Source organism: Rhodanobacter aciditrophus, assembly GCF_042679525.1.
In the GTDB taxonomy this organism is placed as follows: domain Bacteria; phylum Pseudomonadota; class Gammaproteobacteria; order Pseudomonadales; family Marinomonadaceae; genus Marinomonas; species Marinomonas aciditrophus.
In genome coordinates, this window is the sequence record NZ_JBHTMN010000004.1 from 1 (window position 1) to 13870 (window position 13870).

General features: G+C 45.9%; 13 protein-coding genes. 6 read left to right on the forward strand and 7 right to left on the reverse strand.

The window, feature by feature from the left end:
• Positions 1 to 613 precede the first annotated feature (613 nt).
• The gene (locus ACFQ45_RS02720; RefSeq protein ID WP_377365090.1) at positions 614 to 1234 is read left to right on the forward strand and encodes a hypothetical protein; all 621 of its coding nucleotides are present in this window, start codon (positions 614 to 616) and stop codon (positions 1232 to 1234) included.
• Here the strand turns inward: ACFQ45_RS02720 and ACFQ45_RS02725 are convergent.
• A complete protein-coding gene (locus ACFQ45_RS02725) occupies positions 1231 to 2172 on the reverse strand; it encodes a LysR family transcriptional regulator (RefSeq protein WP_377365092.1) in 942 nt (313 codons plus the stop codon). The genes ACFQ45_RS02720 and ACFQ45_RS02725 overlap by 4 nt on opposite strands.
• A gap of 105 nt (positions 2173 to 2277) precedes the next feature.
• Here ACFQ45_RS02725 and ACFQ45_RS02730 point away from each other — a divergent pair, with 105 nt between their 5' ends.
• Complete coding sequence (locus tag ACFQ45_RS02730; protein WP_377365094.1) at positions 2278 to 3174, forward strand: DMT family transporter; 897 nt, start codon at positions 2278 to 2280, stop codon at positions 3172 to 3174.
• Positions 3175 to 3207: 33 nt separating this feature from the next.
• Here ACFQ45_RS02730 and oppF read toward each other — a convergent pair whose 3' ends face one another.
• From oppF to ACFQ45_RS02760, 6 genes are all read right to left on the reverse strand, one after another.
• Positions 3208 to 4209: a murein tripeptide/oligopeptide ABC transporter ATP binding protein OppF gene (oppF, locus tag ACFQ45_RS02735; RefSeq protein ID WP_377365096.1), complete on the reverse strand. Its 1002-nt coding sequence runs from the start codon at positions 4207 to 4209 to the stop codon at positions 3208 to 3210.
• On the reverse strand, positions 4206 to 5180 hold the full coding sequence (gene oppD / locus ACFQ45_RS02740) for an oligopeptide ABC transporter ATP-binding protein OppD (RefSeq protein WP_377365098.1): 975 nt from the start codon (positions 5178 to 5180) through the stop codon (positions 4206 to 4208). Before oppD ends, oppF begins: the two co-directional genes overlap by 4 nt.
• A gap of 10 nt (positions 5181 to 5190) precedes the next feature.
• Entirely contained in the window at positions 5191 to 6117 is a 927-nt protein-coding gene (gene oppC, locus ACFQ45_RS02745; protein ID WP_377365100.1) for an oligopeptide ABC transporter permease OppC, read from the reverse strand.
• Positions 6118 to 6126: 9 nt separating this feature from the next.
• A complete protein-coding gene (gene oppB / locus ACFQ45_RS02750) occupies positions 6127 to 7047 on the reverse strand; it encodes an oligopeptide ABC transporter permease OppB (RefSeq protein ID WP_377365102.1) in 921 nt (306 codons plus the stop codon).
• 87 nt (positions 7048 to 7134) lie between these two features.
• Positions 7135 to 8751 (reverse strand): ABC transporter substrate-binding protein, encoded by a 1617-nt coding sequence (locus tag ACFQ45_RS02755; RefSeq protein ID WP_377365104.1) that lies wholly within the window; start codon positions 8749 to 8751, stop codon positions 7135 to 7137.
• Between the two features lie 304 nt (positions 8752 to 9055).
• Complete coding sequence (locus ACFQ45_RS02760; protein ID WP_377365106.1) at positions 9056 to 9619, reverse strand: hypothetical protein; 564 nt, start codon at positions 9617 to 9619, stop codon at positions 9056 to 9058.
• 236 nt (positions 9620 to 9855) lie between these two features.
• Here ACFQ45_RS02760 and iscR point away from each other — a divergent pair, with 236 nt between their 5' ends.
• Genes iscR through sufD form a run of 4 tightly spaced genes read left to right on the forward strand, consistent with a single transcriptional unit; the run spans position 9856 to position 13870 of the window.
• Positions 9856 to 10347, forward strand: a complete 492-nt coding sequence (gene iscR, locus ACFQ45_RS02765) for a Fe-S cluster assembly transcriptional regulator IscR (protein WP_377365108.1) — start codon at positions 9856 to 9858, stop codon at positions 10345 to 10347.
• A gap of 55 nt (positions 10348 to 10402) precedes the next feature.
• The gene (gene sufB / locus ACFQ45_RS02770; protein ID WP_377365110.1) at positions 10403 to 11839 is read left to right on the forward strand and encodes a Fe-S cluster assembly protein SufB; all 1437 of its coding nucleotides are present in this window, start codon (positions 10403 to 10405) and stop codon (positions 11837 to 11839) included.
• A 19-nt stretch (positions 11840 to 11858) separates the two neighbouring features.
• Positions 11859 to 12644 (forward strand): Fe-S cluster assembly ATPase SufC, encoded by a 786-nt coding sequence (gene sufC, locus ACFQ45_RS02775; RefSeq protein WP_452600440.1) that lies wholly within the window; start codon positions 11859 to 11861, stop codon positions 12642 to 12644.
• Between the two features lie 2 nt (positions 12645 to 12646).
• Positions 12647 to 13870: a Fe-S cluster assembly protein SufD gene (gene sufD / locus ACFQ45_RS02780; protein WP_377365112.1), complete on the forward strand. Its 1224-nt coding sequence runs from the start codon at positions 12647 to 12649 to the stop codon at positions 13868 to 13870.

Here is a 13870-nt window from a genome sequence, read left to right on the forward strand (position 1 = left end):
GGGAAGGGACGTGAGATGACACCATGCTCCGAAGGAGCCAGTGGCAGACATCCGAAGGATGCCCGCAGGGGATGACGCGCAGCGTCAGATCATTGTAGGTCGTTTACATTAATGACGAGGCAGATTAACCCCATCCTAACCTTCCCCTTAAAAAGGGGAAGGAACCTGAGATGCCTGCGTTAAAAGGGGTCAGATCCCTTTACGTACATTAGTTTCAGGCAATCCCTAATAGTATAGGGTTTTGACCCCTACGAATCCGAACCCCATCCTAGCCTTCCCCTTTAAAAGGGAAGGGACATGAGATGCCTGAGACTTGCTACTTGGTTGATACGGCGGTCACAGGTGTAAGTTGCTGTTGAATTGTGTTCTGTTAAGTGTTTTTGAGTTTGTCTGGATATTCTAGTGCGAACGTTATGTCTAATATTTTAGATTTACATAATTCGATGATTCTAAGTGACTGTTTTAATTATATCTTTTATTCGACTTTTTACTAATTGGGATTAAAGTGTATGTTTTCTGCAGTAATGTGAATACACAGCGGTAGTTACTTACATGGTCTCTTTTTAACATTAGCTAGTCTGTAAACTTCTTCAGGTTCTGCTTGGAGATAGTGATGTTTATTATTCGTGGTTTAATTTATTTGTTTGGTTTGGCTGCCATTGCGCAGTGTATCGCCTTAGAGGCTTTTGAGTTTGGGACTGCGGCAGAGTACAACGAGCAATCTCTTACGGAGAGGCTTCAGGACTTGTTTACGTTTTCTAGTTCTGTGATTTTCTTTATTTGTGCTTATTACTCTAAGCCACTTCGTCAAGCCTGCATTCTTTTAGGTGCCCTTACTTTGATGATGTGTGTCCGTGAGTCGGATTCGTACCTAGATCAAAATGTGTTTGATGGTGCATGGCAGGCAATCGTCAGTGTGATTTTGTTGGTTGTGATTGTTGTTCTTCGCAAGCAAGTGAAAGAGAGCTATCAGTCTCTACGTCGTTTCTCTGAAACATCGAGTTTTGGTTTTGTGGCTTGTGGCATGGTGATCATCTTAGCTTTCTCTCGCATGATGGGACGCGGTGATTTATGGAAAGCCCTGATGGGAGATGGTTATGTCCGTGTTGTTAAAAATGTTGTGGAAGAGGGGACAGAGCTTTTAGGCTACTCGATTGTTATGATCGCAGCGGTTGAGTTACTTGCCTTTGTTATTGCGGCGGTCAAAAAAGAGCGAGCCGCCACAAGCAACTAGTTCTCTACTAGGGTGTTAAATTCCTTCATGAGCCAGCTGCGCAGTTGTTGCAAAGCTGGTTCGTGCTTTCTGCTTTGTTTGAATGCTAAGTAGAACTTGTCCTTAGCGTTATGATAAAAGCACGGTATCTTTACCAGTCCATCCTGGGGCTCGTTTTCGTTGTACATATAATCATTTACTAAGGCTATTCCTAGCGAATGTATGGCGGCCTCTTGAGCGAGCATTAGGTGGCTGAAGCGATGAAACATCACGTTGTCGGGCATCACTACTTTTTGTTCATCGAACCATCTACGCCAATCCTCAGCATATTTATCGTACATACTATAGGACGTGATCAAAGGAAATTTGGCCAGTGCCTCTGGTTGCGCTTCCAGAATCGTAAGCAAGTCCTCATCTGTGTCAGCGTTTAATTCTGCTTTGATTTGTTGATACATCCCTTGGCTACAAACTGGAAACAATCTTTCTGTGTAGAAGTATTCAAACTCAAACCCTCTTTTGTTTGTCTCAATGGTGATGAAGCAATCGGCTGTGCGATCTGATAGTTCAGGCTCGGAGAAGGTCATTTCAATGGTCAGCTCTAAATTAGGGAACTGTCGTTTTAAATTTGGTAGCCGCGGAATTAACCAATACACAGCAAATGAGCTGTAAACCGCTAGCCTCAATTTTGCTTCCGTCGCGCCTTTGACCTGTTCGGTTGCTCGGGCAATTTGATTGAGGGAGCTGGTGATGCTGTCTAAGTAGCTTCGTCCCTCTTGAGTCAACTCGAGCTTTCTACCTGAGCGTAGAAAAAGCTGTTCACCTAAATGATTTTCTAGACTCTTCACATGATGGGATACGGCACTTTGAGTAATGTGAAGTTCTTCCGCTGCCAATGAGAAACTGTTTAATCGGGCAACAGCTTCAAATACGGGAAGTGACTTCAATGGTGGCAGCTTCATTTTAGTATCCAAAAAACTAATAGTTGGTTAAATTATATCATTTTATTGGATTTTTGTTGTTAATTATACTGCCGCCATTGATTCACTGTTTTGAGGTAATGAGCGATGTCTGGGCGTACGGTAAGTAGTGCCATTGTTGTTTTGGTATTGGGGAATTTGATGGCCACATTGTGTGATGTGTTTATCAAGTTGGCCGATGCGAATGTGGCGGTATTTCAGTTTACTTTTTTCCGTGTGTTATTCATGTGTCTTTTGCTGATGCCTTTCGTATTGCGTAAGCGTGAGCAGAACCCTTTCGCTGGGCTTAAGTTGCATGTTGTGCGTGGTAACCTGTGGATCTTGACGTCTGTTTTATTGGTCATTTCACTTTCGCAATTGCCTTTAGCAACCGCCAATGCCATTTTTTACACAGCGCCTATTTTTATCATCTTATTGGCGGTAGTGTTTTACAAAGAGAAGCTAACGCCTGCGGTATCTGTGGCTGCAATCTCAGGTTTTTTAGGCGTTCTTGTTATTTTAAAGCCAAGTTATATTGGTTGGGGCATGTTAAGCGCTCTAGCGTTTGCTTTTGTATTGGCGGTGAATAGTCTTTTGGTGCGTAAATTACCAACGGGTCAAAGTGCAATGCATGGCCTTTTGGTAGCACAATTTTGTGCGCTACCTCTTGCTGGAGCTTTAGCCATTTGGGAAGGTGGCTCTTTAACTTGGGAACAATTTGGTTTCGCCTTAGCTTCTTCCGTGTGTTCCGTTGCTTACAGTATGGGTTGCTTAATAGGATACCGTTATGTGGCGTCTAGTCAGGTGAGCTCTGCGGAGTACTCTGGCTTATTATTCGCCATTGTAGCGGGATGGCTGTTCTTTGGTGAGGGGATCGATCTTAGCTTGATCTTGGGCGCCGCTCTGATTATTTTGCCGCTTTTCTACATTGGTAGAAAAGATATGCTGGCGGAAAGAGCGAAGAAACGGCAGCGTCCACTGGTTGAAGTGGTGCCAGAAATTTAAGAAAAAGCCCGATGTTTCCATCGGGCTTTTTTGTTATTGAAGTTCGTCCTTGCGGGTGCAAGCGACGTAATGAAGATCATTTACTTGAGTCAATGTTGGCTTCTGTGTTTCACACAGTTCCTTGGCATGGGGGCAGCGGGTCCGAAAGACGCAGCCGGAAGGTGGTGACATAGGCGAAGGAAGCTCTCCGGCAAGCAGTTGGATTTCTTTGTTTCGCTCTAACTTTGGATCAGGTACAGGCACGGCGGACAGCAATGCTTGGGTGTAAGGGTGACGCGGATTGTCATAGAGTTCATTCTTATGGGCTATTTCCACTGCATTGCCCAAGTACATAACAAGCACTCGATCAGATATGTGTTTTACCACACTTAGATCGTGGGCGATAAACACTAAGGACAATCCCATTTCCTTTTGCAGGGCTTTTAGCAAGTTCACCACTTGAGCTTGAATGGAGACGTCCAGGGCTGACACAGGCTCATCACAGACAATTAACTTCGGTTTTAGGATCAGTGCACGGGCGATACCGATACGTTGACATTGGCCACCGGAAAACTCATGTGGGTAGCGGTTGATCACGTTTGGTAACAAGCCAACCTTGGCCATCATTTGCCTCACTTCTTCCTTGACCTGGTCCTTGGTTAACTCAGGTCTGAAGGTGGTGAGTGGCTCGCCAATAATTTCGCCCACAGTCATGCGAGGATTAAGAGACGCTAATGGATCTTGAAAGATCATTTGTAGCTCTTGCCGTTTAGCGCGCAACTGCTGTTTATCTAAGGAGGTGAGGTCTTTCCCTAGCCACACCACGCTCCCTTCTGTGATGGGCACTAGGCGAAGTATCCCCCGAGCGAGGGTGGATTTACCACAACCTGATTCGCCGACAATACCTAAGGTTTCCCCTTCATAGATACTCAGGTTTATGCCATCTACGGCCTTGAGTGTGCGAGGTTTTTCCCAGGGCCAAGCATTATCTTTTTTGATTTGGAAGTGCACCTTAAGGTTATTCACTTCCATGATTGAAGTTTTGTTATTCATCATAGGGCAACCTGTGTATCAATCGGGTGATGGCATGCGCGGAGTCGCCCTGAGGCGAATTCATCTAAGGTAGGTTCCTCTGTTTCGCAGCGTGACTCCTTATGGAGGCAACGTTCTTGGAAGGGGCATCCTTTGGGCAAATGCAATAGGTTTGGTGGATTGCCTGGTATGGTGCTTAGCAGTTCTCCTTCGGTGTCCAAGCGAGGCACCGCTTGCAGCAGCCCTTGTGTATAAGGGTGAGTCGGTCGGTAAAAAACGTCTTCGGTGGAGCCGTATTCCATGGTTTGTCCCGCATACATCACCAGGACTTGGTCACATAATCCAGCCACAACACCTAGATCATGGGTAATCATGATGATTGATGTATCAAAGTCTGCTTTGAGTTCGTTTAACAAGGTTAGGATTTGCGCTTGTACTGTTACATCTAGGGCAGTGGTTGGTTCATCTGCAATCAAGAGTTTAGGTTGGCAGAGTAGTGCCATGGCGATCATAACCCGTTGACGCATGCCTCCAGAGAATTCGTGAGGGTAATGGTTCATACGCTGGCGTGCTTCTGGGATCTTCACGGCTTCTAGCATGCGTACGGAGGCCTCAAAGGCTGCACTGTGCGACATACCACGATGCAGCTTTAAGACTTCCATCAGTTGTTTGCCGACCTTCATGTAGGGATTGAGGGAGGTCATCGGGTCCTGAAAAATCATGGCAATTTCCGATGCTCTTACTTTGTTTAACGCCTTTTCATTGAGAGTCAGCAGGTTTTGCTGGTTAAAAATGGCTTCACCTTCAATCACGCCGTTTTTCGCTAGCAATCCCATCAAGGCAAAAGCTGTTTGGCTTTTTCCTGAACCGGATTCGCCAACTATGCCTAGGGTTTCCCCTTGGTTTAAGGAGAAGTTTAAGTTGTTTACCGCGGTGACTTGGCCATCTGGTGTGTTGAAGTGTACTTGTAAATTATTAACGGTTAATAAGCTCATTATCGGCTCCTTATCGATCTTTTGGATCGAGGGCGTCTCGCAGCCCGTCGCCTAAAAAGTTAAAACAAAACAGGGTGGCAATCAGAAAACTCAGAGGCCAAGCAAGCTGCCAGACTGCGATTTCCATGTTTTGAGCACCCTCTGAAATCAAAGCTCCCCAGCTTGTCATAGGCTCTTGAACCCCAAGACCAAGGAAGCTAATAAAAGACTCCAGTAGAATCATGTTAGGTACGAGTAAGGTGGCATACACGACAACAATCCCAAGTACATTGGGTACTATGTGGCGAAGGATGATCTTGGTGCTTGAAACGCCGCAGGCATGAGCGGCTTCAATAAACTCTTTGTTTTTCAGACTTAAGGTTTGCCCGCGTACAATTCTCGCCATGTCGAGCCAAGAAATAGCGCCAATGGCGACAAATATTAAGAAGATGTGACGGCCAAAAAGCGTCATCAAAATAATGACGAAAAACATAAAAGGGAAAGAGTTTAAAATCTCTAGGGCGCGCATCATGATACTGTCTACTCGGCCACCAAGGTACCCTGATGTTGCTCCGTATAGGGTTCCAATGACGATGGCTACGAAGCTCCCCATAATGCCCACTAAAAGCGATATTTGGCCGCCTTGCATGGTGCGAACGAAGATATCTCGCCCGAGAGTATCTGTGCCAAAGTAGTGGCCATTTTCAATATTAGGGCGACCCAGAGTACTGATATCTGAAAGGGCTTCCCAATCTATGTCTTCGTAGTGCCATTGGCTTAATAACGGGCCTATTAGACTGATTGCTGTAATTAGGGCGAGTATAACTAAGCTTACCACTGCCGCTTTGTTAGAGAAGAAGCGTCTTCGGGCGTCTTGCCATAAGCTTCTGCCTTGTACTTCTGTGACGTCGAGGGCGAATTGCTCTACCGTCTGAATTTTATCTTTTGTGATTTGCATAACAGGAACCTAGTAGCGGATTTTTGGATCGATCACGGCATAAAGAATGTCGACGATGGCGTTGAATAGAATCGTCAATGTGCCGATCAAAATAGTGACTCCCATTACCATGGAGTAGTCACGGTTTAATGCGCCATTAATAAAGTGCTGACCTATCCCACCGGTGCCGAAATAGACATCTACGATCACAGACCCGGTGACAATGCCAACGAATGCGGGGCCTAGGTATGAAATAACCGGAAGCATGGCTGGACGCAGGGCATGTTGAAAAATGATGCGAAACTTCGGTAGTCCTTTGGCACGAGCGGTGCGAATGAAGTTGGAATGCATGGTTTCAATCATGCTTCCCCGTGTGATTCGTGCGATCTGTGCAATATAGCTGGTGGACATGGCAATCACAGGCATCACTAAATAAGGCCATGCGCCACCGTTCCAACCACCCGGGGGAAGCCAATTAAGATGGATAGAAAACAGCAAAATACACAGGGGGGCGAGTACGAAGTTGGGTAGAACGATGCCGAGGTTAGCAAACGCCATGACACCCACATCCCACCAAGAGTTTTGTTTCAAAGCAGCAATAATGCCGCTTCCCACGCCTAGGATAAGTGCGACTAGAAATGACCATATACCGATCTTGGCGGAGACGGGAAAGCTCTGTTCGATCAGCTCGTTAATAGAGAAATCTTTGTAACGGAAGGATGGGCCGAAATCCCCTTGTAATAAGCCACCAAGATAACGGAAGTACTGGTTAATGACGGGTTCATCTAGGTGATATTTTGCATTAATGTTGGCGAGTACTTCTGGTGGTAGGCTTCGTTCACTAGAGAAAGGGCTGCCCGGCGCGGCGTGCATCAAAAAAAACGAAATCGTAATCAAGACCAGCAGAGTCGGAATCGCTTCAAAAATACGCTTGATAATAAATGTCAGCATGTTGAATTACTTGTGTTAACCCAAGCGAATGGGGGTGGAACAAATAGACAAGGCCCAGGGGGCCTTGTCCGTTTCGACTCGAGTCGATTAGTGGGCAATGATGTACATATCACGGGTATAGATATTGTCCTCTGGGTTTGGCATGTAGCCACCCACATAAGGCTTCACTAGACGTTTCGTGGTGTACTGGTAGATAGGTGCCACAGCCATGTCTTGCTCGATGGCAATCTCTTCGGCGGCATTGTAATTCTGTGCGGGGGCTTTCATGGTGCGGGCGTCATGCAACAGCTTGTCGTACTCGGCGTTGCTGTACTTGCCGTCGTTGTTGCCGTGGGTCGTTGTTAGTAAATCCAGCATGGTGGAGGCTTCATTGTAGTCACCAATCCAGCCGGCTCGAGCCACTTCAAAATTACCCGCTTTTTTGGTTTCGAGGTAGGTTTTCCATTCCTGGTTTTCTAGTGTGACATTAATACCGAGGGCCTTTTTCCACATAGATGAAACAGCGATGGCAATCTTTTTATGATTGTCATTAGTGTTGTAAAGCAGGTTGAATTTGAGTGGGTTGCTTGGGCCAAAACCTGCGTCATTTAGCAGCTCTTTCGCTTTCTCGTCACGTTCTTTTTGCGACCAAGTAGCGTAGTCAGGTTTTGCAGGTGTAAAGCCGTTTACAACGTCAGGGGTGAACGAGTAGGAAGGAAGCTCTCCTGTTCCTGTGACAAATTTCGCAATTACGTCGCGGTTGATGGTGTAGGACAGGGCTTTACGAACGCGAACATCATCAAATGGCGCTTGCTTTGTGTTGAATTGGTAGTAATAGGTGCCGAGTTGAGGCGTTACAACAACTTCGTCTGGGATGCTTTTGGTTAACTGTTTAAAGTGATCGTTAGGTAATTCATAACTAACGTCCATTTGACCCGCTTGATAGCGTTTCATTTCTGCGTTAGGGGACTCGATTGGTAAGATGGTGACTTTGTTGATAACAGTCTCATCGTTGTTCCAGTAGTGAGTGTTTCGAGTGAACACCATCTTTTCGTTAACGATCCAATCATCCAGTTGATATGCGCCGTTTGATACGATGTGCTCTGGTTTAGTCCAGTCATCACCCCATTTTTCTACGACTGCTTTAGGAGCAGGGAACATGGTTTGGTGGGACGTCATTTTTACGAAATATGGTACAGGGCGTTCAAGGGTGACCTGAAAGGTATGGTCGTCCAGTGCTTTGACTCCCAATGTGGAAGGATCTGCTTCCCCTGAAATGATTTTGCTGGCATTTACAATGGATGGGATTTCAATGAACCAAGCATAAGGCGATGCGGTGGCTGGATCTACGGCACGGGTAAAGCCAAACACGAAGTCTTCTGCTGTAACAGGTTCGCCATTTGACCAGGTGGCATCTTTACGTAGTTTAAAGGTGTAGACGGTGTTGTCATCATTCGCTGTGTAGCTTTCTGCAACGCCAGGGATCAAGTTGCCATCACCATCTTGGTTGTACAGTCCTTCAAACAAATCCCTAGCACGTAATGAGCCTGGAGTACCCTCGATTTTTTGAGGATCTAGGGTTGCAGGTTCTGCACCACCGCCTTTAACCAGCTCTTGCTTGTCTGCCAGTTTAACGCCTTCAGGTACATGGGCGGCAAGGGTATAGCTGGAGGTAACGGTAGCGGAAAGAATAGCGCTCGCGATAAGCGTCTTGCGAATTGACATAATGGTTCCTTATGTAATTTGACGATGAGTAAAAGCACCTTACTGTGTTGTTATTTAAGCTCGTGGCTTGGGTGCTGACCGTCAATGATCATTATGCAAGCATTGCAAACGCTCAATCGAAATAGTGAATGGGCCTATGCGTATCCTAAAGTATTGCAAAAACCGGGTGGTTTGGAGAGTGTTTGATTTCTATTCTAAGTGTCTGATTTATAAAGGTAAAATTAAAAGTTTTTGTGGGTGTAGGTGAAGTGGAGGTGCTTGTTTGGTGTAAAGATCTTTACACCAAACAAGGGGGCATGAAGCGTTATTGAGTGCTTGTTGTGGTTTGTGGAGCAACATTATTGGGTTGTTCTGGCGGTTCGCCAGTTTTGAGCAGGCGCAATAGACTTGCGCGTTCCATGCTCGATTTCATCGCCAGATCCATCTGATACTGATAGGTGGTTTCCCAATCTGTGCCATTAGGTAATATGTCACCTAAGTCACCAATAGCCTGCCGCATAACCGATAAGTAGCCTTGAATGTTTTCTTCTTGGTTAATCAAGATGTTTTTCAAGGCTGTGGCGCTACTATGACGTAGATAGGTTTTCAGCGTTTCATTTTCAGCACTCATGGCATCAATGGCACTGTTTTGCTGTTCAATGCTTTGGCGCATGGCCACCAGTTGCGAGTCTACTGTTTCTTCCTCAGCACTGATTTCATCCTCAGTATTACTAGAGACCAGCATATAGGTTACTCCTGAGGAGGCGCCTACGCTTAAAACAAAGCAACCAAAGAAACTGGCAATCAGCCCTAAGGGGAGTTTGCGTTTGGGTTTGCTTTCTTGCTCTGTGTCGTCTTTTTGCTCAACTTTATCGGCGTTTTTGGCCATGCTGATGCTCCTTAGGAACCTTTACTTCAATTATTAAGAGGTTTATCAGAAAAACTCATCAGTATATAGAAACAAATGCTAGGGAATTTGTTCAGTTTTGAAACGTATACCCTTAAAATACCGCAGAATTTAGATAAGCGCTAATAACCTACTAATACAGTCGGGTAAATACTTGATCAAAATAGTAGGTTTTGTGTATTATTTGCTCCATCAATGAGTATTTGAGTGGAACGTGTATGCGCTTAACAACAAAAGGCCGTTACGCCGTGACGGCAATGCTGGACTTGGCTTTACACACAGACAGTGGGCCAGTGTCACTTTCTGATATCTCAAATCGTCAAGGTATCTCTTTGTCTTATCTCGAGCAGTTGTTTGCCAAGTTGCGAAAGCAAAACTTGGTTCTTAGTGTTCGTGGGCCGGGCGGTGGTTATCGCTTGAGTCGAGATCGAGCAGATATTTACGTCGCTCAAATTGTGGATGCTGTGAATGAATCAGTAGACGCGACAGGATGTAAAGGGCGGAGTGATTGTCAGGGAGGCAACACATGTCTGACGCATCACCTTTGGTGTGATTTAAGCGATCAGATTCATGATTTTTTGAGTGGTATCAGTCTCGAAAAACTGGTTCAGCGCAACGACGTACGTCAAGTGGCTGAGCGTCAGGAGCATGATAGCAAGATGGTTGGTGGCAGTTCGATTGATAAAATCTCTGCGGCACTCATCAATTAACAAACATAATCAAGTGAATGCCTAGCATTCCTAGAACAACGAGTGAGTTTCGAATATGACTGAGCAGATTGATAAGGCGTTAGCTCGAGAATACGAAGCAGGCTTCGTTTCTGCAGTGGAATCAGAAACGTTTGAGCCAGGGCTTAACGAAGACGTTATCCGCCGAATCTCTGAAGTCAAAGGTGAACCTGAGTGGATGCTGGAATGGCGTCTTAATGCGTTTCGTGTTTGGCAAGAAATGGATGAGCCTGATTGGGCTCATGTGGATTACGAAAAAGTCGATTTTCAAGCGATCTCTTACTACTCTGCGCCAAAGAGTATGAAGGATAAGCCTAAATCTCTTGATGAAGTGGATCCTGAGTTGCTGCGTACCTACGAAAAGTTAGGTATCCCTTTGGTTGAGCAGCAAATGCTAGCGGGTGTTGCAGTAGATGCTGTATTCGATTCGGTATCGGTGGTGACGACTTTCCGTGAAAAGCTAGAAGAGGCCGGCGTTATTTTTTGCCCAATCTCCGAAGCCGTTCATAAGTACCCTGAATTAGTTAAAAAATACCTTGGTAGTGTTGTTCCTACTAAGGATAACTTCTTTGCCGCTCTAAACTGTGCTGTCTTCACTGATGGCTCATTCGTTTACATTCCAAAAGGCACTCGCTGTCCGATGGAGCTGTCTACATATTTCCGTATTAACGAACAAAATACTGGTCAATTCGAACGTACCTTAATCGTTGCCGATGAAGGCTCATACGTTAGCTACCTTGAAGGCTGTACTGCACCTCAACGTGACGAAAACCAACTTCACGCTGCGGTAGTTGAGCTGGTGGCTATGGACGATGCGGAAATCAAATATTCTACCGTTCAGAACTGGTATCCAGGTGATGAAGAAGGTAAAGGCGGTATTTACAACTTCGTTACTAAACGTGGTGTCTGCCATACCAATGCGAAAATCTCTTGGACGCAGGTAGAAACGGGCTCATCAGTGACTTGGAAGTACCCAAGCTGTGTCTTGAAAGGGGACAACAGTATTGGTGAGTTTTATTCTGTCGCTTTGACTCGTGGCCGCCAACAAGCGGATACGGGGACCAAGATGATTCATATCGGTAAAAACACTAAATCTACGATTATCTCTAAAGGGATCTCCGCTGGTCGCAGTAGCAATGCCTATCGCGGTTTAGTGCGTATGAACCCAGGTGCAGAAGGTGCACGTAACTTCACCCAGTGTGACTCTTTGCTGATCGGTGATAAGTGTGGCGCCCATACCTTCCCATACGTGGAAAGCCGCAATCCGTCGGCCATTGTTGAACACGAAGCAACGACTTCTAAAGTCAGCGACGATCAAATGTTCTTGTGCCGTCAACGTGGTGTGGATCCTGAAAAAGCGGTCTCCATGATCGTAAACGGCTTCTGTAAAGAAGTATTCAAAGAACTCCCTATGGAGTTTGCCGTTGAAGCGGGCAAACTTCTCGAAATTAGCCTTGAAGGCTCTGTTGGTTAGGTTGAGGAACCCATTGAACATGTCAAACGAAAACGTTTTGTTGTCGATTAAAGATTTGCACGCCAGTGTAGAAGAAAAAAACATTCTCAAAGGTCTCAACCTTGATATCAAACCTGGTGAAGTACACGCCATCATGGGGCCAAATGGTGCGGGTAAATCCACCACTGGTTATGTGCTTTCTGGTCGTGATGGCTACGAAGCTGATAGTGGCTCTGTGACCTTAGCGGGTGAAGACTTGCTAGAAATGGAAGTGGAAGATCGCGCTCGTGCAGGGCTTTTCTTAGCCTTCCAATACCCAGTTGAAATCCCTGGTGTAAGCAACCTTGAGTTTCTAAAAGTCGCAGTAGATGCCCAGCGCGAAGCGCGTGGCGAAGAGTCACTCACTTCCGCAGAGTTTCTAAAGATTGCTAAAGAAGCCTGTAAACAAGTTAATTTGCCTGTGTCTTTCCTTAAGCGTGGTGTTAACGAAGGCTTCTCTGGCGGTGAGAAAAAGCGTAACGAGATCATGCAGATGATTTTGCTTAAGCCAAAACTTTGCATCTTGGATGAAACCGACTCTGGTCTAGACATCGATGCTATGCAAGTGGTTGCCAACGGCGTCAATAGCCAACGTGATTCTGAGCGCAGCTTTATCGTTGTGACCCACTATCAGCGCCTTTTGGATTACATCAAGCCTGACTTCGTGCATGTTTTGGCGGACGGTAAAATCGTTAAAAGTGGTGATGCATCTTTGGCCAAAGAGCTGGAAGCACAAGGGTATGCTTGGTTACAAACAGAGCCAACTGAAGACGAACTAGAGGATTAATCATGAGTGAATGGTTACAACAAGCCATCGCTCGTGCCGACAGCATTCAAGATGGTTTTGAAAGCCAGCGAGCGGCTGCGCTTACGCAATTAAAAGACGTTAAATGGCCAACCCGTAAAACCGAAGCTTGGAAGTACACACCGCTTCGAGCGGTTGAGCGTAGCACTGCGATCTACAAAGAAGAATCCCCAGAGCTGGAGCCAATACAGATTGCAGGCATTGAGTTTCTAGAGTTGACCTTTGTGGATGGGCAGTTGGTGTCTATGCCAGAAGAACTACCAGAAGGCATCACCATTGAAATGCAGGAGTCTGACCTATTTGGCTCCATCAAGCCTGCACGCCATGTATTTGGTTTGGTCAACGATGTTTTGGCTGCTGACGTGGCGGTGGTAACGGTTGCAGAAGGTGTTGCCGTTGAGTCTATGGTGCGTATCAATAATTTGATGAGCAATGGCGCTCAAGGCCATATTCGTGTGGTCGTGGACATCAAGGCGGGCGCCTCAGTAAAAGTCGTTGAGAATGCTGAAGCTCAAGGGGCTTCTCTGACCACTGCGTTTACAGAGTTTTTAGTGGGCCCAGAAGCGAGCTTAGAGCATTACCGTTTTGCTATGCAGGCAGCAGATAATGTTGCCATTGGTGGAAGCCACTTCAAATTGCTTGAAAAAGCAGTTTTGAATAGCACTATCATCGGTTTTGGTAGTGATCTTCAGCGCATCGACACAGATATTATCCATGCTGGTGAAAAAGCGGATGCAAAACTGAACGCAATCTACTTGCTGGATGGAAAAGAGTTGTTTGACTTGCATGCAAACGTTGAGCATGGGGTGCCAAACTGTACTACCGAAGAAAACATCCGCGGCATTGCCGCAGACCAAAGTAGAGCAGTCTTTAACGGACGTATCCATATTCATCCAGATGCGCAAAAGACGTTAGCAGAGTTAAATAACCGTAACCTGCTTATGTCTAACAAAGCTGAAATCAATACCAAGCCGGAGCTTGAGATTTACGCTGATGATGTACGTTGTGCTCATGGTGCCACCATTGCCGAGATCGACAAACAGGCCTTGTACTACTTGCAAACTCGCGGTGTGAGTCGCTCTCAAGCCCAGCTTATGTTGAGTTTTGGTTTTATTAATGAATTGATCGATCAGATGCCTGCTGCAGAGTTAGCGGAATGGGTGCGTCCTATTATTCGTGACCGATTTGCTCAAATGGAAGTTAAATAA